Origin of the sequence: Bacteroides sp. L10-4 (assembly GCF_013373675.1) — a bacterium.
Classification (GTDB): domain Bacteria; phylum Bacteroidota; class Bacteroidia; order Bacteroidales; family Bacteroidaceae; genus Bacteroides; species Bacteroides muris.
On the sequence record NZ_JABXJH010000022.1, the window covers coordinates 1 to 24,277 of the forward strand.

Consider the following 24,277-nt stretch of genomic DNA (forward strand, 5'->3'; position numbering starts at 1 on the left):
ATATTCAATGGGACGAACTGGAACAAGGTGAACAGCAAGGGAGGGTACATCATCTCGGTACTGGCGAGGGAGAAGCGGAGTACGGGAAGCTGATTAAGCAGGGCACAAGATATCAATAACATGTCATACAGGAAATTAACAACGTGTGATGCAAGAAACAAATATCGTGCCGGCAAGGTATTCGTTTCGTGTTTACACGATAGTAACAAAATCCCCGCTTCACAATATCACATCGGGAAGCGGGAATCCTTTTATCTTCATAAAAGTGGTTACGTAATTATGACTAACTAATTCATTCAAATCTGACGCTGCAAAGATAAGGCATCGGCAGATAGTACGCAATCACTTAAATTAGGTATAATAAAACAAGCCGGTCATTATAAATAGGTAGAACCACCCGAAAATCAGGCATTGGCATAGCTGTGTATTCCTCCAAGGATGTAGTTCACCCCGAAATAGGTCATCAAGACTGTCAGAAAGGCAACAATCATATAGATATGGAAAAACAACGGTCGGCGAAAAATACGTAGGCTACGTGCATGGAACGCCACCCCGTAGACCATGAAAGTAATCAGCGCCCATACCTCCTTTGGATCCCAAGCCCAATAACGCCCCCATGAAACATTGGCCCAAACTGCACCCAGAAAAATGCCGGCTCCCAAAAAGAAAGCGGCAGGATAAAGCAGCAGTCGGCTGAGCAGCATCAACATCCGGACCGAACGACGGAGACACAGTGCCAGTATACCGTTCAGCATCATGAAAGCGAATAAAGCATAAGACATCATTATCAATGACACATGCATACTGAGCCATGGAGAAACGAGTACGGGCATCAAGGGAGTGATTTGGGGATTCATCTGTCCCAAGTATGAAACCAGCAAGGAAAAACCGGACAACAAAAAGCCGAAGGGCACCATAAACGGGAAACGCCGCCGGAACAGACAAGCCAGGAACAGCGCACACAATGCCATGAACTGCATTGTTTCGTATCCGTTACCCAACGGAATTCGCCCGCCGATGTACCATCTCAGACTATACCCGAAGAGCTGAAAGAGAAACGCTGCATAAAGTGCAACCGGAAAGAAAACATCTGTCAGATGTGAAAAAGAAGCAAACACCGTAATCCGACCGGAAGAGCCTGATGCAGACGAACGGCGCAAGCCACGGTACAACAAACGGAAGAAAGCCAACAATCCCACCGTAAGGTTGAACATGAACAGCAGCTTGCTGAAAGGAACACGGTTATACAGCAATTCGGCTTGTATTTTAGTATCGGAAATAGGCTCCACACTTCCGTCTTCCGGCAAAGGACGAATCAATGTACCATTTTGGAGCATCAAAATCAGTCCCACCTTTTCATCCGCCTCTACAATGGCCTTTTCCAGAGAAGTCATTTTCTGACGATGGCCTTGCTCCTCCTTCCAGTACTTCTGCAAGCGATACTTCTCACCGTCGAACAAATCAGCCAGACGTGCATAGGGCGTCTTCAAATGAAGCAGGTGACGGAGTGCCTCGTTTTTGATATAAATCATCGGCTCATTCTGCCAAACCTCCGGACGCAGAAGCCATCCGCCAATCACCTGCTCCGGTGTCATGCCTCCATAAGACGGTTTTCCCGTCAGTTTCAGTACAAAATCGCGCGCAAGGGTATTGAAAGGAACCACACGATCATTATAAATCACCTGCTTACGGGCGAGACTATCCGCCTGCTTGCGTGCCAGTGCCGGAAGGCTTCTCTTCTGCGCATGTGCCCCACTTCCCAGGCACAGCAATAATAGGACAAACATTCCTCCCTTCTTCAACAACGGATGCCTCAGCAGCCTACGGAACTCTCCGCCCCGGGCAATCAGCATCCAAAGCATGGAGACACCTAACAAGAGGTAGCCACTATAGGTTATAGCTATCCCCCACGGGTCATAATTCACTGTCAGCCAGCTTCCCTGCATATCCTCATCAAAGGAAGACTGATAAAAGCGGAACCCCTGCCGTGAAAGAATACGATTCATGGAGACGGGCTTCTTGCCGTGAATATAGCTGATATAATCTGCAGGAGCATCCGTACCCGGATAGTACTCAATCCGGAAACTGTCCAGACGTAAGGTGAACGGTAACTCTACAACCTGCCTGCCGTCTTGTTCCAAAAAGCAGTTCACCTCACTGCCGACAGTAAGATGCACATATCCTTTCCGACCACAAAGAAACGTAATCATGGCTCCCGCCAAAATCACGAGGAAGGAGCCATGCAACAACAACGTCGGGAGACGCCGCCACAACCGCTGTCTTACAAGCACAACAACAGTTATCGCAGCAAGGGCTCCCCACAAGCAACAAAACCAAATCGTATGATAAACATGCTTTTCTACAAAATCCGTACTGTACGTCTGCTCTACAAACGTAGTTGCAGCAAGCAAGAGCAGCAAACAACCATAAACAGCTATGAGAAACTTTTTCAATTAAGAGCTATCAATTAAAAGTGAAAAAATCAATATGGAGCAAACTCCTTGTTTTCTAAAGACCTGACTCCCATACATTCCATCTCTATCAGCCAACCCGGACGACATACGGGAGCATATACAAACACTCTCGGAATATCCGGGAAACGCTTGTCATACATGCCTTTGACCACGGTATAGTCTGCAACATCCCGCAGATAAACAATCATCTGTCCTAAATCATCAAACGTACAGCCAGCTTCTTTCAACAAAACCTCCACATTCTCCCACATACGTTCCGTCTGCTTGCGAATGTCTCCGGGATATACCACCTCACCTTTATTATTGATGCTCGCAGTACCCGAAATAAACACCTGGCGACGGTCGCCATAATCCACATACGTACCTCGCTCGAAACTCACACCGTATTCGTATGTGGGATTCAGATGTGTCGGTGCGTAAAGGTAGTGAATTTGTTCAGATTTCAAACCATCTACAGCATAAGTATCCATCTGAACCGTCACTTTCGGGTCGGCATGACGGCCACCGATACCGGTACTGGAAATATAATGAGTCTTCTCCGTCAAGCCCTGGGTAACAAACACCTCATTACGTGCCTTCACCACTCCGGCATAATTCACATCCACGTTCTGTACAAAAAACCAGGTACGTATGCAATAATCAGCCAGCTTGCAGCCCTGTTCCATCAGCTGCATCACATAGTCATTCAACAGCAGACGGGTCTGGTATTCCGAATTGGCGGCACGATTGAAAGAGCCGCCTCCCCAAAGGTGACGGTAGGCGCCATGTCTCACTTCGAACAATCCGTTATGAAGCACCTGTGTTTCCACACCTTTCTGCAGATAGACCCACAGTGCAATCTTTGTACCGTCCAACGGCGGCTGCTCTACCACAGAGAGTGCACAGTCCGAACATTCTGCCGAAAGCCCCAGTAGCATATCCGCCTGATTGGCGGCGTCACTTAGAAAGTAGCGTTTAAAGACGGCAACAGCACCTTGTAGTTCGCTTTCACGCAGTTGGCAGTAAGTGTCGACCACCGCATTCAGCTGTTCTTCATAAGTCGCTTCCGGTCTGGTGGCATGAATCATTACATGATATTCCGAAACACCCGCTTCTACCTCATATTTAAAGATTTCGGTTAAGGTATTCTCCGATTGATTAGTTTGTTGTTGTTTATCTTTCATATTAAATATCAATTAGTCGTTGTTGTTCAGAAAAGTACCGGTATTACCAGTAAGACCCATCATTATTACGGCTGTGCACCATCGTCAATCCAGTTGCCAATCAAAGACTGCATATCGGATGAGGTTATCATCTGAGAATGGTCTATACGCCAATCCGAGCTGATGTCCGTACCCAATATGAGATGCAAGACACTTTCTGACGCATTGCCGGGCATAACCCTCATTTTACCGTCCACCGTCGTTGAAGCCCGGTTGACCAGATCAGCATGGCTATGTCCTTCCAGCAGATTCAAGCCACCACCCGGAGTGGTGCTAAGACCATGGCAAGCCGTACAAGTGGAATTGAATATTTTTTGTTGAATGGCATTGTACATACTTGCATCAACTGTTCCTGCATCCATAAGTATAGTATCAGCGATTTCAGTACATTCCATTGCCACCAAACTGACAATGCGCTTTCTCAACTTATTGATTACACATAGCTCGACTGTTGTCACCTCATCCGTTATGCCGGACATTGTCAACCGGATTTCATCATTATCCGATTCGGATACCGGAACAACCTTTGAAACAATGGCATAATCGCTTTCATCATCAAATCCTGCCACTACCACACTATAGTCGCCCGACCACTTATCCACACCACTAATCCGGCCTGTCATCTTCACTGTGCGTCCTTCACCCGTGGCCACTACGGCATTCTCATAAATTCTCCCCTCATCGCATGCATGCAGACCTATAAGAAGCACGGGCAGAAAAAAGAAAAGAATGTATTTTTTCATAGACGAATCCTTTCCTGACTTCATTTAGAATGTATATTGAAGCATCACCGTGGCAGAGTGAGTGGCCAGACCTAAATTATCATTATCACGATCGAGCTGCGTGTCGTGTCCCCAACGGGCTACATACTGATACATTGCCTGCAATTTCAAGTTGCATCCTCTGAAAAAGTAATTCATACCTACAGCAGGCATATTCAGGAAACCGTCGTCATCCGTACCGTTACGATTGAAGATATCGTAGCGTGCGGCAAGCTGTAGGCGGGGAGCGACAAAGTAACCACCTTGCACATAACCGCCTAAAAAGCTATACGATTCATTTATCTTTTGCCGTTTGGTGAAACCTACATTCATATAATAAGCTTCAGCCGCCAGATAGAGCTTGTTCTTCAACATGGCAAATTCCAACCCCACACGGGTATCATTGGTACTCTCATTTTCACTCTCCACATTGATAGAACCCGAAAGACCGAATAATATCTTATCCTCGTTCAAACGGTTAGGATTACCTTGTGTGGAAGGCATCACCCCCTTGGGCATATAAGTCAGACGTCCGGCATACAGCAATGAAGGGATATGCCAGTCATCACTCATCGTCTTTGAAGCTGTATTCACGGAAGCTCCGGTTCCATTGAACAAGCCGACTTCATAACCGAACTTATCTGCCACCAGACCGTGAATTTCAACACCCAGGTCAAATCCCGTACCGATATTAGGCGTCACGGCATTCAACGAATAAGGCAAAATTACAGAAGACGTCAGAGAAACCGGCAACTGGGGAAGCAGTGTTTCGCCAAGAGTTGTCAGATAGGCATGCGAGAATGGAGTCTTGAACTTTCCGACACGAATCGCAAATTGTTTTTTCAGCTGTACATCAAACCACGCCTGCTGTAACAGCGCTCCTCCACTTGCAGCAGCATTGACGGACAGATTGAAAGCTACTTTTCCAAAAGCCTTGCCAGTAAAGCCAAGTACGGCATAAGGAATGGAAAAACCCGAATTGGCAATATTATCTTGGTTATAAGCCTTATCCAAGCCTTCATCATCATACCAATTGAAATTAGCACTCGTTTGTACCAACAGATAAGGCTTGAAAACAAAGTCACCTTTCTTTGTTTCAATGGTAAAACCTTCTCTTCCGGCCAATGACACTACACCATTCTCCGTATCTTCCTCATGTTGCGCCATAGCGGTCAAAGGCAAAACAGCCAGCATGGCGACATATAAAAATTTCTTCATAATTACTTTTTATATAAAGCTTATTAGTTCTAAAGTGAATTTAAAAATACAATCAGGGCATCACGGTCATCCTTACTCATGTTCTTAAAGAGATTTTTCGATGCTTCTCCCTCTCCCCCATGCCACATTATGGCTTCAACAAGATTGCGGGCACGACCATCGTGCAAGAAGTAGGTATGTCCGTTTACCTTTTCCTGAAGCCCGATACCCCAAAGCGGAGTAGTGCGCCATTCATTGCCACGCGCCAACCCACTTACATAGTTATCATTCAGACCGACTCCCATAATTTCGGAGCCCATATCATGCAGCAAAAAATCCGAATAGGGGTGAATTGTCTGACTTCCCAACCATGGCAAACGGGTACCGTTCAACAGCACGGAGCCCCGAGGCCTGGTATGCAACGTGGTGACATGGCAAAGATGGCACTTGGCTTTATAGAAATTCTGTTCTCCCCTTATCACCTGCGGGTCATTCACATTACGCCGTGCAGGAACACCAAGACTCTGCATATACAAGTCAACATCTTCCATATCTTCTGTAGAAACATCCAACCGGGCATAAGAAAGCCCCATCATGCTGCCTTGATTCACCTGGGACTGCCCCTCGCATATCTCTTCCGGATAGCGGCTATTGGTAACACCCATATCACTTGAAAAACCAAGTTCAACAGTCAAATCCGCATGTTGAGCCTTATTTCCCGACAGCCCCAAGCTTCTCACACCACGTTCGGTAATGTAATTGCAACGGCCACTTATACCATACTCCGGATAATTACTTTTTGCAGCAAGCGCTTCAATCTCCGTAGGTTCCAAAGCCATCATTTGCCCCATACCGACATGTCTCAACGGGATACGCACCGTGCAGAACATATCTTCGGGCTTTATACTGTCAGCATACCATTCGGATATGGAATAAGCCGGTTTGCAAAGTTCATACTTCTCTCCGTCGGGAAAGGTAGAAGTCTCATAAGTATACTCCACAGAAAGTTTTCCCTCCGGTTTCACTCCATAAATGGCCTGGTCATGGAGAACACGGCCATAATCCTGAAAAAACGTACCATTCTTGCGGCTTATATAAACCAGCATCGAAGAAAACCCGTAACTACCCGATCCGCCTTCACTCCACAGCGTCGGTTTGGTACGGCCGGCATTACGATGACAACTGCCACAGGAATACCCCGCATAGACCGGGCCAAGACCACCTCCCATGCCATTGCTACTCGTACGCACATCATCGTAAAGCCCGTCACCATCATTAAAGCGACTGTTGTAAACACCCGACACCCAGTCTGCCGGTGAATCATAGGCCTTGGATGAATTCATGAAGATTGTGGACGTTCCGGCAGACAGAGCGTATCCTTCAGGAATCTCTATATCCAACACGTCAATCCCATCATCATCACAAGCAGTCAAACCTGCCGACAAACAAAGGAGAAGACATGAATATCTCATTAAACGATTCATCATCTTTATCTACTTTTTAATAATGGCATATCCAAACATGCCAAAGAAGTAAAGGCAGGATTCTCCAAATCCTCCCCTTTACTTCTTGAGTATTGTTTATAAAATAATTCTTATTTAACTGTACGAGGCTTGCCATCCTTGAAAAGCAGGAATTCCAAAGTATGGAATCCGCGTACATTTTGAGCAGATTCAACTTTTGCATCATCATCACCCTCGCTCCATTCCAAATCGCCCCATTTCTGGGAATTCAGAATCTGGACAATGGCGTTCTGGTCCAAAGGCCAACTATCCATATTCGGGTCAAGTCCCAGCTCATCCACCGGCCCAAATAGGAACGCCTCACTTTCCTCCCAAGGTTCACGGGCTGTTATCCAAGCATTGCATGCCGTCTCAAAAGCACTGTTAGAGGGATTGTTGGCAAGAGCCACCACAGCGTCATACAGCGTACTATTCTTCTCCTTCAAATCCTTATAGGTAGGCAAAACCACAACATTGACATAATTTTCAACAATCGGGTCAAGTGCTTCATTGCTGTTAATGGTGCTATTGTCCCTGATATAAGGTTTCAACTCCTTATCCAATACACTTTCCAGTTCTTCACAAGCCTTGATAGCCGCTACCGTTTCCTGACTGTTGATATTATTACGGAAAGGTTGGGGAATAGCCTGAATAGCCGATGCTGCCGTAGTGATAGCTGCCGACACTTTCGTATCCAACTCCGCATTGACTCCAGCCACCAATTTTGAAATTGACTTGTCGCTCACCTTACCGTCCAAAGAGCCGTAATAGGCATTGCGGATTGAGTAAATATTATTGGTATAATCATCACGGGAATGCCAGCTATACCATGACTCAACAGCATAGAGGGCCTCTATAACATTGTTTGCCATATATTTATTATATGGATCACCAATCTTCGTCTCACCTACCTCATTGGAGATTTCAACACAACCGTCGATAACCTGCTCTATACAGTTCCAGGCACTTGAAAAGTTATAGGCACCATTATGAGCTTTGAAGGAAGTTGCAAAACTTGCCCCACCCTTATAACTCGTATTCCAAGAATCATAAAGATTGGTGGCATCTGTCTTCAACAAAGCCGCCACATTTCTCATGTAGTTGTGCCAACTTGCCGCATTCTCCGAATTATACTCAATGTCAGCAGGATTAACTGTACTGTTGTCATCATCATCGCTACAAGCAGTAGCCGTAAATGCCAGCCCTAATACCAAAGCTGTCGCATAAAAGAAATTTTTCTTCATCTGTATAAAATTAATTGATTACTATTCATCTACTTCTTGACAAACCAACCGATATAGGCAATACCGATCGAAAACTCATTTTCACTATTATACTTGCCAGTTCCAAAAACCTTGTTTGTTCCGATTTGGCGGGTAGTGTAATCAGCCTTTACCACCAGATTAGGCAAGGCATACCAATTCAATCCGGCAGTCCACATGCTTACCTGACAACGTTTCTCCATTATCTGGCTGGCCTCTCCCTTTTCTTGCGGATTATAATATTCATAACGTGCAAAGGGGTAGATAACCGGAACTTTCCTGTTTCCTTTGAAGAAAGCGCTGATATTCAAACCGGCCTCGGCTGCATAACTGACTACATTCTTTGCAATGGGGGTTATACGGCTGTAAGGAGATTTATTCGACAATTTGGTATTTGCCTCACTAAGCTTCGCTGAATTGCCCAAATTTCCGTATACCATATTGGTACGGGCAACCACATATTTATTACGGTATTGGGCATCTGCCGTGTAGATTCTTACCGGAATCTTACCGGTAGACGAATAAGTATCGGCTTTGTCAGAATTGGAACCGGCATCAGCGCAGTAATAGAACGAAGCGCCTATACGCAACCCCGGAACCCCCTTATAGTCCAGACGAGCCACATAGCCCGGTGAAGTAAAGTTGTCTTCTTCAAAGATGCCTTGTTTGCCACTTGCTATCCAGGTGTTACGGTCAAAGCCATTGGCATTCAGACCTGCCACTATCATGGCCTGATAATCAAAGCTGGCATATCCTTTTCCAAAAGAACCAAAAACCTCGAGTCCGTTTTCATGCCACGTAGAAGGAAGAATGGTTGTCTCTCCTTCGGGCCGATAAGTTCCAAAGAAATTGATTGGTTCATGATGGGCGTTGGTCAATCCTACCGGGACAATGATGTGACCGGCACGTATGTTGAATTGTGGAACAATTAAACGGGTAATGTGGAATTGCTCGATAGCCACTTCGCCACCCTTTTCCACCTCCGTTTCATACTCACCGTTTTCCGTATTCTCAAGTTCATAAGCAGTACCCGTACCACCGGATTCAAACTCGATTTCAGCACCGAGTATCCATTTGGAATTGAACTTGTAATCCAGAGCCAACACGAAACGGGGTATAGAAATTGTATTCCTATGTTTGTCCGGATTGCCTTCGGGCGCACCATAGAAACGGTTAATACCATAATCCTTAAAACTTGCAACCATTTCTCCGTATCCACCGAAACGGAATTTCTTGTAGTTGTCGCCATCATTCGCTACTTTTTCCTTTTTCTCTTTGTCTGTTGAAATCTCCGTACTCTCTGCTTCAGAAGTAACTTTTTCAGGTTCAGCAGCCTGCAAAGCATTGGCAGAAAGCAGAAAACATAAAACGAATAAGCCTGTTAATTTTCTCATCTTTTATCTTAAATTTTGTTGGGGCAAAGGTAGAGGTAGTTAAAAAGGAGAACAATACCTAAAAATTGCGAAAAGAAGAGAAAAAGTAACCATTAGTAGGTAATGGCAGATTTATAACAACAAATAAAGATGAGAAAGGAGGGTAAGTGGTAAAAGAACTATTAAAATGCTAATCCACGTAACGAGCACGATAAGCAGGGCCGTACCTTCCAGAATACGGTCAAGCACAGTGGGTTGGAAACGGACATTAGGGCAATTCTTGCCGGAATAAGGACCAAGATTAATCATACTATCTGCGATTTAGAATCTGTTATTACGAATCCTCCTCTGCTTTCTCTTCAGACGGAGGAGGATTCTTGGACTTCTTCATCCGCCCACTCTTCCGCAATGCTTCAGCGATAATCCACTGAAGCTGTCCATTGGTACTACGGAACTCGTCGGCTGCCCATTTTTCAATGGCATCCATCGTTGCAGCATCCACACGAAGGACAAAGCTTTTGGTTGAAGTTTCTTTTTTAGCCACTATTTATTTACTATTTAACAATTTACGATTGAAGTTACTTTGATATAACCAAGTACCAATCAAAGAGTATTCTGCTTGCCCCGCACGAAGGAGGCAATGTCATCCATAACATATGCCGGGACGGGCGAAGCATGGCTATACTCAAACGGAGTCGCCTTGCCGCTGCCTTCCTGCAACAAGTGATTCAATTTCGGATAAGATTTGAAGTACGCATTCTTACAACGCAACAGGCCGGAACGCCATAAACCGAAGTCTTCCATAGTCACCTGATAATCTCTCTCCCCTTGAAGAACAAATATAGGCAGCTTTAGTTTAGCGGCAACTTCCACCGGTTTGTAAGCATTGGCAAACAGCCAATATGAGCGGGGCTGCCCCAATGGCAAGGAAATCGTTTCATCAAACTCTTCCGTACCAAGCTTTTTGACATTAGCCAATTGTTGTTTCAGCTCATCAAGTTGAGCCTTTACATTGACTGAAGAATCCGTCAAAGAAGAGGTATAATAAACCTGTTCCTCAAGAGCATCTTCAAGCGGTCTTGCCAGTCCGGCAAGGATAATGATACCTGCCAAACCTCTCGAACGCCCGGCAATACGGGGAGCCAATGTACCTCCCAGGCTGTGCCCCAACACATACACACTGTCAGGAGCCAGCCCGGGCAAAGCCCTTACCTGCTCCACTATGGCAACGGCATCGTCCACGGCCTCAGTATCATAATCGAGTTCGCGACCGGCAGGAACGCAAGCCGCACCATATACCTTTGTCCGTTTTTCATAGCGGACGACAGCAATGCCGCGTTCCGCCAATCCCCAGGCAAGGTCACGGAAAGGCTTGTTGGGACCTATCGTCTCGTCACGGTCGTGAGGCCCCGAACCATGTACCAGAATAACACAAGGAACCCTGCATGCATCCGGACCGACTGCCCGCTTGGGCAAAGTCAACGTTCCGGGAAGCTTGTAGCCGTCGGCTCCCAGTGTAATATCCCTTTCATCCATTTTTGTCTTATCATAGGCTACCGGTCGGGCAGTGCTAACAGCAGGTGCAGGGACCAGCCGGATTGTATTCAGTGCCCCGTCAGCATCAAAAGCCACCAGAAAACGGAGATTATAACGTTCAAATTCCACATCGGAATAATAGATAGTAATTCCCTGGGCAGAATCGGTCTTCCATTCTCCTTTTGATATGAATTTACCAAACATTTTCTCTGCTTGCCGGAAAGAATCATTGAAGAGTGCCGGAGCCAGTTTCTCCTGCAACTCCCGGTTCAATGCCGCATGGATACTGTCACCTTGCCCTGCCACAAACAATTCATAAATGTGCTGCGCGCGCGCAGTATTCGCATCTTGTGCAAAGCCCCCGTATACATTGCCCAGCAAGAGCAGTATAAGAGCCCATCGTCCTATAACCCCCATCTCTTTCATCCGTATCCTTTATCAATGGTTCAACGTTCCCGTATTGACTACCGGTTGAGCAGCCTCATCCGCACAAAGCACTACCAACAGATTGCTGACCATTGCCGCTTTCTTGTCTTCGTCCAGTTCAACAATTTCTTCTTCAGAAAGTTTATGGAGCGCCATTTTTACCATAGAGACTGCCCCTTCCACAATCTTCTCGCGTGCCGTAATAATGGCAGATGCTTGCTGGCGACGCAGCATCACAGCGGCAATTTCGGGTGCATAAGCCAGATAGTTGATACGGGCTTCCACCACTTCCATACCCGCCATAGCCAGGCGTTCATTCAGTTTCTGCTCCAGCTGTTCATTGATTTCCTCACCGCCCGAACGAAGAGTCAGTTCCTCCGTATCAATCTCATTATCATCATAGGCATACTGACCGGCAACCTGACGGAGGGCGGCATCACTCTGTATCATGACAAAATTCTCGAATGCATTCATACGGTTGGCCACCGCATTGCCAAGGCTCACCTGGTTGGCATTACCCGCTGTCGGAGCGGATGCAGCCATTGTTTGTGAATCAATCTCAAACATGGCTTTATAAGTGTCCTTCAGCTTCCACACCAATACCAGTCCTATGAGAATAGGATTACCAATCTTATCATTCACCTTTATCGGCTCCACATCCAGATTGCGTGCACGAAGCGAAAGCTTCTTCTTATTAAGGAATGGGTTTACCCAGAAAAAACCGGTCTCTTTGAATGTTCCCTTGTATTTGCCAAAGAACACCATGGCACGCGCCTCGTTCGGTTCCAGCTCTATATAGCCGGCAAACATAATGAACCATACCAGACACAGACACGCCGAGAGAATCAAGGTAGGCACAGAAATGAGAAAACCAAAGATTATCACCGCCGTAAGCACTACCAAATGAAGGAACAAGGCCAGAAAGCCATTCATCTTAAAACCACTGAAACCATACTCTTTTGTTTCCATATTCTATAAATTTAATTGATATCATTATGATATCACAAATATATCAATTAAAATTAGAGAAGTACAAAGAAACAAGGGAGTTAACATATAGTATTAAGGATTATTAAGAATCTGTATTCCCTGTATATAAAAATTCCGCTTGAGGGTCATAACTCACCCTCAAGCGGAAAACTTTTTTTTGACTCTGTCAGTGATGTATCAAGGCTGAATGACAAAAGACCGGCGCAGCAAACCAGCAGTCTGCGAGCTACCGCCCACCATCAGTTCATAACTGCCTTCGGAAACGCACATAGTATTGCTTTGCGGATTCCACCACACCAACTCTTTATCGCCCAAATCAAACTCTACATCGACCGTCTTTCCTGCCGGGATATGTACCCGCTTGAAAGCACGCAATGCCTTGCTCGGTCCTTCTGCATCATCATGCTTCTTCAAATAGACCTGCACAACCTCTTCACCGTCACATTTGCCGGTATTGGTTACGGGGACACTCAATCTCAATTTCTCGCCGGACTTTATATTATCCGAACCAAGCACCACAGCACCATAGCTGAAGGAAGTATAGCTCAATCCATGACCGAAGGGGAAAAGTGGTTCCTGGGTCATGTAACGGTAAGTCCGGCCGGTCATGTTATAATCTTCAAAATCAGGAAGCTGTGACACATTACGGTAGAAGGTCACCGGCAAGCGTCCTGCCGGATTGTAATCACCGAACAAGACTTCGGCTACAGCCGTACCGCCCGCCTGACCGGGATACCATGCCTGCAGGATAGCTCCACACCTCCCGGTTTCCGGCTCCAGACCGATGGGGGAACCCGAACAGTTCACCAACACCACCTTTTTACCGGCACGGTGCAAAGCGGCAATCAGTTCCCGCTGGACAGCAGGCAACTCGATATCGGTACGGTCGCCCCCTCTGAATCCGGGAAGCTCAACGCCCATCTCCTCGCCTTCGAGGTTCGGAGAAACTCCTCCCACAAAGACCACGACATCAGCATCCTTCACACGCTCCACAGATTTCCTCACATCCACTTCATTCTTAAATCCAAGGTCGAAATTCAGCTGTGCATCGCTACGGAAATATTCAAAATCCAGTTCAATGTCATACATTTTTCCTGCTTGTACCTGCAAAGTACAAGTACTCTTCTGCCCACCGTGCTGATTGGAGAATCCTCTCACTTCCTCCCCATTTATCCGCAATCTACCTGAGCCATAAGCATAGATGTCAAAGACAACCTCTCCCGACTGGTCGGGAGTGAATACGCTGTTATAGGTTGCCGAGAAGTCAGTAAGGTTCACACCCGGAGCAAAAACCGTGGCACCGGATGTACAGAAATGGAAAGGAGTGGTCACTTGGGCAGTAGTGACTGGCTCACCGTCACGAGTCACGTTATTCCAGTAGCGTGCAGTAAATCCGGGTTTTCCGTCGGCAGTCTTGCAACGGTTGAAGACGCTCTGTATCTGAGCTCTCTCCACCCATCCGCAGCCTTGTTCATAAATAAGCCGGTCGTCAAAGCCCAAGGCTTTTCTAATTCCATCCAGAATGGTGACCGTGTGCGGAGGCATACCGTTATAATTTCCCCACTGCATCACAGAATCATTGGCGTTCGGCCCCATCACGGCCACAGTCAATCCTCCGCGCTTCAACGGCAAGGTATTATCCTTGTTCATAAGCAGTGTCATTGACTTGCGAGCCATGTCGAGTGCCAGAGAGTCGTGTCCGGCAGAAGCCACCACAGAAAAAGGAATGCCGGCCCAGGACACCTTCTCCGGCTCGTCCATTTCACCCAGTGCAAAACGGGCCGTCAAAAGACGCTTGACTGCTACATCCACTGCTTCTTCATCAATCTTTCCCTGCTTCACCGCTTCTACCAGAGCCTCGTAACTCGAACCGCATTCCAAGTCCGTTCCACTCAGTACGGCAGCCGCCGAAGCAGACTCTGCATCGGAATGCGTCTTATGACCATAGTCTCTGTAAAAATCGGCAATAGCTCCACAGTCCGAAAGGACAATACCGTCAAATCCCCACTCATCGCGCAAAATCTGCATCAGCAGGCGGTCGCTACCACAGCAAGGATTGCCCTCAAAACGGTTGTAGGCACACATCACCTCCTTCACTTTTCCTTCTTTCACCAAAGCTTCGAAAGGAGGAAGATAAGTTTCATACAAATCACGGGGCTTGATATTTTCCGCATTAAACTCATGGCGGTTCCACTCCGGACCGGAGTGTACGGCAAAGTGCTTGGCACAAGCATGCAGCTTGTCATATTTTCCATCGTTCGTGCCCTGCAAACCCTTTACAACCATCACACCCATACGGCTGGTCAGATAAGGGTCTTCCCCATAGGTCTCTATACCCCTTCCCCAGCGAGGGTCGCGGTAGATGTTCACCGTAGGCGTCCACATCGTCAACCCTTGATAGCGCTCATGGCTTTCCTGAGATGTATAGTAGGCATTCTTGGCACGGGCCTCATCAGAAACAGCAGTAAATACCTCGTATACAGTCTCCGGCGAGAAAGATGCCGCCATACCAATCGGTTGGGGAAACACTGTGGCCAGCCCGGCACGCGCCACTCCATGCAACGCTTCATTCCACCAGTTATAGGGCTTGATGCCCAGACGTTCCACCGGTTTGGAGCTGTCCATCATCAAGGACACCTTCTCTTCGAGCGTCAGTTCCTTCAGCAAAAGTCCGGCACGTTCTTCTGCCGGCAGAGATGCATTCTTGTAAGTAGCCTGCCCGCATCCCGACAATAGGAAGAGTGGCAAAAGGTAAAGAAGTTTCTGTTTCATCATGGTTTCATATTAGGCAATTATCTATTCAAAAGACAAAGATAAGTATATTGATTAAATTTCAAACTTCAAAAGAATGATTCATTATGCAACGTACTGCCTTTTAGGCAGTACGTTTTCTTCACATATATGTTTAATTGCCGTTGAATTATTGCGTCAATCACATATATATTTAAAGGAGTGCATGCAACGAATATCTGCAGATGAAGTCCCGACATACACATTGAACACTCCCGGTTCAGCTAGCCATTGATGGCTTGCCTCATCAAAAAACTTCAAATCATCAGGAGTGATAACAAATTCCACTTGAACAGTTTCATCAGGTTCGACCTCTACTTTTGTAAAATGCTTCAACTCTTTCAATGGACGAATAACGTTACACACCGGATCTCCGAGATAAAGTTGCACCACTTCTTTACCAATCCTCGTACCCGTATTAGTCAAAGGCACTGTTACCTTAATACTTCCTTTTTCATCCATCGTCTTAGATGACAGCCGAGACTTGCCGTATTTGAAAGAAGTATAACTCAATCCATGGCCAAAACTAAAAAGAGCGGGAATCTTCTTTGTATCGTGCCAACGATAACCTACTAAAATATCATCTTTATACTCTTCTTTAGGGTTGACACCGACATTGCGCTGATAATCCGTCAAAGACACATCTTCCTTGCCAGTATCGATACCCGGATAAGCCCCTTCACCAAAAGAGTGCGCCGAACAATCGCTTAACTTTACCGGAAAAGAATAAGGCAGTTTACCCGACGGATTCACTTTACCACTGATAACATCGGCAATCGAAGATCCTCCCATGGTTCCCAAATAAGAAATATGCAGAATTGCAGGTACTTTCTCCAACCACGGCATAGCATAAGCATTACCACTGATATTGGCTATCACAAGATTTGGATTCACAGCAACAAGCTCTTCTATCAATTCATCTTGAGAAAAAGGTAAGTTATACGACTTACGGTCAGTAGATTCACAATCCTGAAAAGCGTTTTTATTCAAACCTCCCACATAGATAACAACATCTGCCCGCCGTGCCTTTGCTACAGCCTCAGCACGCAAAGAGTCTATCACCGTCTGTTGTATTTCCTCCTCATACCCAAAAAAGGGACGGCCACATGCATAACCCTGAGCGTATTCTATCTTATCGCCATATAGGGCACGCAGTGCATCAAGTGGAGAAATCATATCTTTTGGTTTCAATTCCGACGAACCGCCACCATCCGTAAGTCTACGGACAGCATTGTCACCAACCACCAATATCCGGTTATACTTATCAGCTTGTAATGGAAGAATGCCCTTGTTCCGCAACAGCACGATGGACTCGTCACCTATAACCTTAGCCACATCATAATGTTCCTTGGTACAGAGTGAGCCATACGGCTTATTCGGATTCAATGAAGTCCGGAAAATCAGGCGCAGTATATTCCTCGCTTTCGCATCCACTGACGCCATCGGCAACTCCCCCTTCTTCAACATCTCCAGATAGGGGTCTGCCAAATAGTAGAGATTATACCCCAAGCTATTATCCGAAGTCAAACCGTTGGTATAAGACCCCATTTCGATGTCAAGACCATTAAGAGCAGCCTCTTTGGTGTCGTGAGCTCCTCCCCAATCTGTAATGACACAACCGTCAAACCCCCATTCATCACGTAGAATATCATTGAGCAGACGGGCATTATGGCAACAATGCTGACCACGATACTTGTTATAAGCTCCCATGACGCTCCATGCTCCCCCTTCCACTATTGCCTGCTTGAAAGCAGGCAAATAGATTTCGTAAAGAGCACGGTCACTCACTTCAACGTCAACGGTACCACGCCACTGCTCCTGATTGTTCAATGCAAAATGCTTCACACAAGCCGCAACACCGTTCTTTTGCAATTCCTTGACATAAGGAACCGCCATCACACCGGCAAGATAAGGGTCTTCACCCATATACTCAAAGTTACGCCCATTAAGGGGAGTACGGTAGATATTGACACCGGGACCTAACAATACGTCTTTCTTACGATAACGTGCCTCCTCGCCAACAGCCTTGCCATAACGTGCAGCCATCTCCGGGTTCCAAGTGGCAGCAAGAGCCGTAAGAGCAGGAAAAGCCGTAATAGAATCGTTAGTCCAACCCGCATAATTCCAAGTATTCCATTCAAACTCATGGCGAACTCCATGAGGGCCATCACTCATCCACAACTCAGGAATACCCAAACGGGGCACACCTGCCGATGAAAACTTGCTCTGTGCATGGCAAAGTGCCACCTTTTCTTCAAGTGTCATACGGCTTAACGCATCCTCAACGCGCACTTCGATAGGCATATCAGGATTTTGATATATGGGCATCTGCGCACAAAGATTTGTGGCAGATGCAGCGAACAAAAGAAAAAATCGTAAAATATAAGTATGCATTTTTATGCTCTTTATTAGAAATTATTGAACCGTTACCAAGTCGACATAGTAACCATGTCCCACACAAAGGAATCCGGCCTCAGCCTTTATCTTGTCAATAATCTCTTGGGTAATAATCAGTTCGTAAACACCACCTTTGCCAAATTCTATCGTATCCATCAGCCCTGACCACCAACCGGTAGCAAGTTGCATCTGATGATATTCCGCCATAGGTTCTATCGAGTAATAAACCCGCAAAACAGTCCCTGGCTTAAGGGCAGTCATCACTTCTTGAGGAATCAGATTAAATGTCTTATTAGGATCACCGTCCTCTTTGTCCCAGGACACATAGTGATGACCTTCCCACAAGGCTTTCTCAGAAGAGATAGTAACTTTCTGTTCTGTAGTAACCTCGCCGTTGGCATAGAATTGTATACTTTCACCTGTCTTAGTCTTACCAGTCACTGTATATTCTCCTTCTTCCAGTTCCGGGCAAATCAGCGTGAGAGAAGTGGCTGTTTGCTTTGCAAATTCCACTACATCCACACCATTTATTGTAATCGAGGCAACAGCATCAAGATTTATACCGGTCATTATCCATGCCGCACCGGCGGTAGCACGGTTGGCACCCATTGTAATCATAGCCCCTTTAGTCACTTTCACTTTATTGGCACCGTATTCATTACCTTCGGCATCGATAAAAACAGCCCGATAGTCTCCCTCCGACAAGCCGGCAGGTACAGTATATTCCACATAATTGCCATCTTCCGACTCCACATAAGTAATATCCATGGCAGCCATTCCACCAATGAGAATGCTTTCCACTTTATCCAGATTATCACCGTAAAGACAAGCTTTATTGCCGGGAGCCACAATACGTTCGAATGCTACTTCAGTGGCACTGGGGTCATCCGCTAAAGGATTTACCTGGATAAGCCCCTCACGGTAAGTAGATTTTCCGACAGTGGTGGTAGCTGTTATTTTAAGATGATAAGTTCCTGCCATAAATTCCTTTTCTATTTCAGTACCGGTAGCCACTTCTTCTCCATCCACAAACCAAGTTACGGTAGTATAGTCTGCGGGAGTCACTGTGAGTTTCATCGAAAATTTGCCATCACGACTGAAATTGGCAAATGTAGCCAGATTTCCATTAACCCGGTCCGGAAAGGTAGGATCGAGTATACGAGGCTCATCATCGAGCGTAGCCGTAGAGAACGGTTCTTCGTCGCTGCAGCTTGCCACGAAGGCGTTGAATGCCAATATGGCAAATAGCATAACATATATCTTTTTCATATTGATAGTTTATTTGATGTTGAACAGAAATTATTGAACATTATTTTTATCCCACCACACAGGAGTGTTCCAGCTATTATTACCTCCCATACGCTCCAGCGCTTCCTCATAGTTTTTCTTATTGTATGAAGATTCCAGCACAGGATAGCACAGACGAACCGGAATAGCTGCCCCCCCCGTAAGAACTTGGCTGAAGCCATACTCTGCAGGAGACTTTAGCTGTGGGTAGTTGGAACGGCGCAAATTAGCCCAACATTCCAACGGATTTGTGAAATGCAGAATCCATGCCTGCGTATTGATAGATGCCTTTTTCTGCTCTGCCGTATAACCAATAATGTTATTGGCCATATAGTTATCGAACTCTTCGTCAGTTATTTTATCACATCCGTAATTGTCCGTCAAGAAGTCCATAGCCGCACGTACACCTTTTCTATAATGCTCTTCTACGGAACCTGCCACATTCCATCCTTTCAGAGCAGCCTCTGCCAGCAGAAACTCCACTTCGGCCGAAGTTATAACCACACCCGGATTTTCACCCTCTAGAAAGTTACTTGCCAACTTGGGTTCCGTTTCCGTATCCATGGAAATCTTTTCAATGGCAGGATTGCTTTCCTGCAGTTCTTTTATAAGGTCGCTCTCATAAGCTTCGGGCCAAGGTTCATAGAAAAATGCACCCGGATCGCGTGGATGCGCCATATTTTTCGCCAATACCTCTTCAGTGATGTCAATGCGGCCCTCGGTACTGGTTGTGCTCATTATCTGGTCAAAGTAGAACCGTATGATAGCATAGAAACGAGGGTCACCAGTATTGAACAGCTGATTATAAAAAGTAGAGCAGATAAAACTGGGGTTATTGCGAGGATCGTTACCATACAAACGCTGTGACAAAGCATTACGACGATAGTCGGAATAGCTTTCGCCACCAAAGTCAAAAGCAATATCCAAATAAGGAATCAGTGCGTCATCAGCACCGGAGGCAATGATACCTCCATCTGCCGCCAAAGCTTTTTCAAATTCTTCCTGAGCTTTCTGTGGGTTGACATCCGAGATACGCATAGCATAACGCAGGCGGAGTGAATTGGCAAACTTTTTCCATTTGTTTATGTCGCCGCTATAAATGACATCCCCAGTGATACGGTCTTTGGTGCCATCAAAAGCTGTTACGGCAGCGTCGAGCTCCACAAAAAAGTCATTATAAATCTCTTCTTGTGTGTCATATCTAGGCGTAAACTTACCATCAATAAAACCTCTTCCCGCTTCAAAGTAAGGCACATCGCCATAAATATCAGTAAGATGAGACATGAGATAGACACGATAAATGCGGACAGCCGCATTGATGTTCACCTTCTCTTCATCATCCGTAGTACGTGCCTGTGCATCGGTAAGGTCCTTGATATTTTTCAAATAGTAGTTCTGCCAGATATGCCCCATCTCGTTAAGGTCAAGTGTATGGCGGCCACCATAGTTTGTAGTATTCCAGCAGCCCATCAACTGCTGGTTGAAGGCGTAAATATAACTACGGTAAGTTTCACTCACCTCCAAGTCTCCATAAGTATGGAGCTGGGCGGTGGTAAGTTGTGCGTTAGGATCGATGGTGTCAGCCTTTGAGGGATCGGTATTCATGTTCTCCATATACTCATCGCTGCAAGAAACGAAAAACAAAGCAAATGCAGCCAACGCCATTGTGATATATGATTTATAGTGTCTCATTGTATATATCTTTTTTAGTAAATGTATCTGATAAATTTCATGGGGTCTCTTAAAATTTCACATTGACATTGAAACCGTAGCTCTTGCGTGAAGGCAACGAGCCATACTCCATACCCATACCGGTGGTATTGTTGTAGTTGGAGTCCGGGTCAATGTTAGGAATATTCTTCCAGACAATGAACGGATTACGAGCAACAAACGATATTGTCAGTCCATCTACCACATTCTTCAGCCAAGCCTTGGGCAAGGTGTAGCTCAATGTGATTTCGCGACACTTCACATAAGAGTTATCATAGATAAACATGGAAGGCGCATTGCGACAGACACTCATCCAATACTTCTCGGGATTAATCACAATGTCATTTTCACGATAAGTACCGTCACCATTGTCTATCACACCCGGAGCAATGAAACCGCCGGTGGGCATCCAATCAGGAGAATCTTTGGCATAGCCTGCTGCCTGACGGGCCTCTTCGGACTTATACCATGCTTCGCGGCCTTCCAAAGTGGCCATGCTCTTGCCCGTCTCATGCGCGGCCCGAGCTGACATAGAATAAAGATCAGCCCCTACCTTCACATCAAAGACAGCAGAAAGTGAAATATTCTTATAGGAGAAGTTGGTATGGACACCGCCGGTCCAGTCCCAGGAGGCATTTCCCAGTACATGGTTGCTCTTGTCGTACATAGGCAATCCGGTTGACGGATCGATAAGAATATCACCGTTTTCGTTACGCTGGAAGTCGGGACCTACGATAGAACCGAAATTCTCACCTACCTTGGCAGCCACTTGTACGTCAAGCCATGTAGCCTTTTCCAGTTCAAACATATCCATGTCGTCCACCAGTTTCTTCACCTTGTTACTATTCTTCGAGAAGTTGAAATTCAAATCCCAAGAGAAATCTTTCGTTTGGATCGGACGAGTGTTCAAAGCTATTTCCACACCTTTATTCTCTATTTCACCTGCATTAATCAAACGATAGCCATAACCGGAAGTCGAGGAACTGGCCATACCCATAATCTGATTCTTACTAAGCTGACTGTAATAGGTGAAATCCAAGCCGATACGGTTCTTCAGGAATTTCAGTTCCAGACCCATTTCGAACGAATTGGTCTTGGTAGGTTTCAAATCTTTATTGGGAATAGTGCCGTTACTGATATAACCAATAGTATAACCCGGATAAGCAAACTTAGACTTGGTATACACCAATCCCAACTGATACGGATCGGTATCACTACCAACTTGCGCCCACGACATACGCACTTTACCATAAGGAAGCTTGTCACCCAATTTCAGCAACTCGGAGAATACAAAGCTACCGGAGAAAGAAGGATAGATATACATGTTATTACTGACGGGCAATGTGGAAGACTGGTCGCCACGAAGGGTTGCATCAAAGTAAAGCATGTGCTTCCAACCCAGGTTAACGGCACCATAAATAGAGTTAATCTGCTTACGATAACTGTAAGGCTCTACACTTACTTCATTGAAGCTCATCAAAGCCACCACATCGCGAATCTTCATGTCCTTGGCAGTAGTGACTATAGTCTGGTTATTCACCTTGTACAAGTTACCGCCCAATGTCGCATTAAAGTCGAAATCTCCCCAAGAGTTATTATAGAGGGCCAGAAGTTCAAAGTTATACATGCGATTACGAAAATTATTATTCTGCAAGTAGCCGGATTCATATCCCGGTGTGGTAGGAGCCTTATAGTCTTCAAAAGTAAACCAATTAAGCTCGGCTCCTGCTGTCCCCTGTACCTTCAGGTTTTGAGTGATGTTCCAGACAACTTTACCATTGAAACGGAATTGATCTTTCTTGGAGTTGTTTGAGTTCTTGTAAATATCCCAATAAGGATTCACATTATAAGGATCCATGCCATTCCAGTTGGAGTACTCACCATTAGCGTCCTGATAGGTCTTAAGCCATTTCTGGTCATAAGTGGTGGCCAAAGTCATCAGATTCTTGCCTATATTTGATTTACTGTCTCCCAATGCCGGACGGTTTTTCACATCTTCACGGGTATAGTTGCCACTGAAGTCCAAGTCAAATTTCCCGGCTGTGGTATTGGCACGCAAATTGAAGATGTCCCGGCTCATGTGAGTCTTTGGTACAATATCCTTATTACGCATATCAGTATAGGTGAAACGAATACCGGTCTTACCATTATTCACCCCAATGATAGCACTGTTAGTTGCAGTAAAGCCTGTGCGGAAGAACTGGGAAGTATTGTCTGGAACTATCAGATAAGGACGTTCCACACCATCGAAGTACTTAAGCATATTGGTACCGTCAGCTTTGGCCCCCCAACTCATGTTAGTATTAGACACCGCATTGATGGGATAAGTACCATTACTGCCCATACCATAAATCTGCTGGACATCATCCCATTTGGCCAACTGGGTATCAAAAGTCATAGTTCCATTGTATTCCACGCTGATTTTATCCTTATTGGCTTTCTTGGTAGTGATAAGGATTACCCCATGGCTGGCACGACTACCATAAAGAGCCGATGCCGCGGGTCCCTTCAATACCGACATGCTCTCAATGTCATCGGGATTTACACTGGAAATACCGTCGCCAAGGTCAAAACCACCATAAGTACCGGCGCTACCAAAATTTGTATTATCCAAAGGCACGCCGTCTATCACATACAAAGGCTGATTATTACCGGTCATTTCTGTGCTACCACGTAATATTACACGCGAAGAGCCTGAGGCTCCACCCGCGGTCTGGCTCACCACCAAACCCGGCACACGACCTGCCATTGAATTGATAACATTCGTTTCTTTGGCCTTGGTCAATGCCTCACCTTGTACCTCGGCCACACCGTATCCCAAAGCCTTGCGCTCGCGCTTGATGCCCAAAGCGGTTACTACCACTTCACCCAGCATCTTGCTGTCTTCTTCAAGTACAATATTCAGTGGAGCATTGCCTGCTTTCACCTCCTGCTGCTTGTATCCCACAAAACTGATGATTAACGTTGCGCCGGGTTTGACGTTTAAACTGAATTTGCCGTTTAAGTCGGTAACAACACCGTTGCTGGTTCCTTTTTCAACGACAGAGGCCCCTATCACCGGACCAAACTCATCTTTCACAGTACCTATTACTTTGTTGCTTTGCTGTTCTATTGCAAAATTTTCAAATGAAGCAGCTCTCACTTGCGAAAAACCTCCCCATAAACAGAGAGTAAGTGTACCACAGAGTAACGTGTTTTTACATTTCTTTACTTTCATAATATTAATAATAAAATTTGTAAGCCAGATTCTTGGTCAGGTCACAAAGTTCACCAAAGTATCCATTCATCAGGTTTGAATCCCTACATATCAGGTTTGAATTCTTACATTTTATCACAAAATACTGATTTTCAACACAAAAACTTTCAACAA

Annotated in this window: 15 protein-coding genes; all 15 read right to left on the minus strand. The window is 45.7% G+C overall.

Going from position 1 to position 24,277, the window contains the following annotated elements; translation table 11 throughout:
* Positions 1 to 404: 404 nt before the first annotated feature.
* Positions 405 to 2,453 carry a cytochrome c biogenesis protein CcsA gene (ccsA, locus tag HU824_RS08885; RefSeq protein ID WP_176468645.1) on the minus strand — a complete coding sequence of 683 codons (2,049 nt, stop codon included), beginning with the start codon at positions 2,451 to 2,453 and terminating at the stop codon, positions 405 to 407.
* Between the two features lie 29 nt (positions 2,454 to 2,482).
* On the minus strand, positions 2,483 to 3,637 hold the full coding sequence (locus HU824_RS08890) for a Rid family hydrolase (RefSeq protein ID WP_176468646.1): 1,155 nt from the start codon (positions 3,635 to 3,637) through the stop codon (positions 2,483 to 2,485).
* A 65-nt stretch (positions 3,638 to 3,702) separates the two neighbouring features.
* Positions 3,703 to 4,419, minus strand: coding sequence for a hypothetical protein (locus HU824_RS08895; protein ID WP_176468647.1), 717 nt, complete (start codon positions 4,417 to 4,419; stop codon positions 3,703 to 3,705).
* Between the two features lie 24 nt (positions 4,420 to 4,443).
* The gene (locus HU824_RS08900) at positions 4,444 to 5,655 is read right to left on the minus strand and encodes a porin (protein WP_176468648.1); all 1,212 of its coding nucleotides are present in this window, start codon (positions 5,653 to 5,655) and stop codon (positions 4,444 to 4,446) included.
* Positions 5,656 to 5,684: 29 nt separating this feature from the next.
* Positions 5,685 to 7,118, minus strand: a complete 1,434-nt coding sequence (locus tag HU824_RS08905; RefSeq protein ID WP_176468667.1) for a di-heme oxidoredictase family protein — start codon at positions 7,116 to 7,118, stop codon at positions 5,685 to 5,687.
* A gap of 110 nt (positions 7,119 to 7,228) precedes the next feature.
* Positions 7,229 to 8,380, minus strand: coding sequence for an imelysin family protein (locus HU824_RS08910; protein WP_117703459.1), 1,152 nt, complete (start codon positions 8,378 to 8,380; stop codon positions 7,229 to 7,231).
* A 29-nt stretch (positions 8,381 to 8,409) separates the two neighbouring features.
* The gene (locus tag HU824_RS08915) at positions 8,410 to 9,792 is read right to left on the minus strand and encodes a hypothetical protein (protein WP_176468649.1); all 1,383 of its coding nucleotides are present in this window, start codon (positions 9,790 to 9,792) and stop codon (positions 8,410 to 8,412) included.
* A gap of 313 nt (positions 9,793 to 10,105) precedes the next feature.
* A complete protein-coding gene (locus HU824_RS08920; protein ID WP_005835322.1) occupies positions 10,106 to 10,315 on the minus strand; it encodes a hypothetical protein in 210 nt (69 codons plus the stop codon).
* 59 nt (positions 10,316 to 10,374) lie between these two features.
* A complete protein-coding gene (locus HU824_RS08925; protein WP_176468650.1) occupies positions 10,375 to 11,733 on the minus strand; it encodes an alpha/beta fold hydrolase in 1,359 nt (452 codons plus the stop codon).
* A gap of 12 nt (positions 11,734 to 11,745) precedes the next feature.
* Positions 11,746 to 12,702 carry an SPFH domain-containing protein gene (locus HU824_RS08930; protein WP_136010093.1) on the minus strand — a complete coding sequence of 319 codons (957 nt, stop codon included), beginning with the start codon at positions 12,700 to 12,702 and terminating at the stop codon, positions 11,746 to 11,748.
* 198 nt (positions 12,703 to 12,900) lie between these two features.
* Entirely contained in the window at positions 12,901 to 15,495 is a 2,595-nt protein-coding gene (gene xyl3A, locus HU824_RS08935) for a xylan 1,4-beta-xylosidase (protein ID WP_176468668.1), read from the minus strand.
* 156 nt (positions 15,496 to 15,651) lie between these two features.
* On the minus strand, positions 15,652 to 17,907 hold the full coding sequence (locus tag HU824_RS08940) for a glycoside hydrolase family 3 C-terminal domain-containing protein (RefSeq protein ID WP_176468651.1): 2,256 nt from the start codon (positions 17,905 to 17,907) through the stop codon (positions 15,652 to 15,654).
* A gap of 21 nt (positions 17,908 to 17,928) precedes the next feature.
* Positions 17,929 to 19,179: a hypothetical protein gene (locus HU824_RS08945; protein WP_136010091.1), complete on the minus strand. Its 1,251-nt coding sequence runs from the start codon at positions 19,177 to 19,179 to the stop codon at positions 17,929 to 17,931.
* Positions 19,180 to 19,209: 30 nt separating this feature from the next.
* Positions 19,210 to 20,889, minus strand: coding sequence for a SusD/RagB family nutrient-binding outer membrane lipoprotein (locus tag HU824_RS08950; RefSeq protein ID WP_136010090.1), 1,680 nt, complete (start codon positions 20,887 to 20,889; stop codon positions 19,210 to 19,212).
* A gap of 49 nt (positions 20,890 to 20,938) precedes the next feature.
* Positions 20,939 to 24,124 (minus strand): SusC/RagA family TonB-linked outer membrane protein, encoded by a 3,186-nt coding sequence (locus tag HU824_RS08955; protein WP_176468652.1) that lies wholly within the window; start codon positions 24,122 to 24,124, stop codon positions 20,939 to 20,941.
* Positions 24,125 to 24,277 lie beyond the last annotated feature (153 nt).

Bases quoted from the DNA above. Each gene is read 5' to 3' on its own strand.
- HU824_RS08890 (WP_176468646.1), bottom strand. From the start codon at position 3,637: ATGAAAGATAAACAACAACAAACTAATCAATCGGAGAATACCTTAACC.
- HU824_RS08895 (WP_176468647.1), bottom strand. From the start codon at position 4,419: ATGAAAAAATACATTCTTTTCTTTTTTCTGCCCGTGCTTCTTATAGGT.
- HU824_RS08900 (WP_176468648.1), bottom strand. From the start codon at position 5,655: ATGAAGAAATTTTTATATGTCGCCATGCTGGCTGTTTTGCCTTTGACC.
- HU824_RS08905 (WP_176468667.1), bottom strand. From the start codon at position 7,118: ATGAATCGTTTAATGAGATATTCATGTCTTCTCCTTTGTTTGTCGGCA.
- HU824_RS08910 (WP_117703459.1), bottom strand. From the start codon at position 8,380: ATGAAGAAAAATTTCTTTTATGCGACAGCTTTGGTATTAGGGCTGGCA.
- HU824_RS08915 (WP_176468649.1), bottom strand. From the start codon at position 9,792: ATGAGAAAATTAACAGGCTTATTCGTTTTATGTTTTCTGCTTTCTGCC.
- HU824_RS08925 (WP_176468650.1), bottom strand. From the start codon at position 11,733: ATGAAAGAGATGGGGGTTATAGGACGATGGGCTCTTATACTGCTCTTG.
- HU824_RS08930 (WP_136010093.1), bottom strand. From the start codon at position 12,702: ATGGAAACAAAAGAGTATGGTTTCAGTGGTTTTAAGATGAATGGCTTT.
- xyl3A (WP_176468668.1), bottom strand. From the start codon at position 15,495: ATGAAACAGAAACTTCTTTACCTTTTGCCACTCTTCCTATTGTCGGGA.
- HU824_RS08940 (WP_176468651.1), bottom strand. From the start codon at position 17,907: ATGCATACTTATATTTTACGATTTTTTCTTTTGTTCGCTGCATCTGCC.
- HU824_RS08945 (WP_136010091.1), bottom strand. From the start codon at position 19,179: ATGAAAAAGATATATGTTATGCTATTTGCCATATTGGCATTCAACGCC.
- HU824_RS08950 (WP_136010090.1), bottom strand. From the start codon at position 20,889: ATGAGACACTATAAATCATATATCACAATGGCGTTGGCTGCATTTGCT.
- HU824_RS08955 (WP_176468652.1), bottom strand. From the start codon at position 24,124: ATGAAAGTAAAGAAATGTAAAAACACGTTACTCTGTGGTACACTTACT.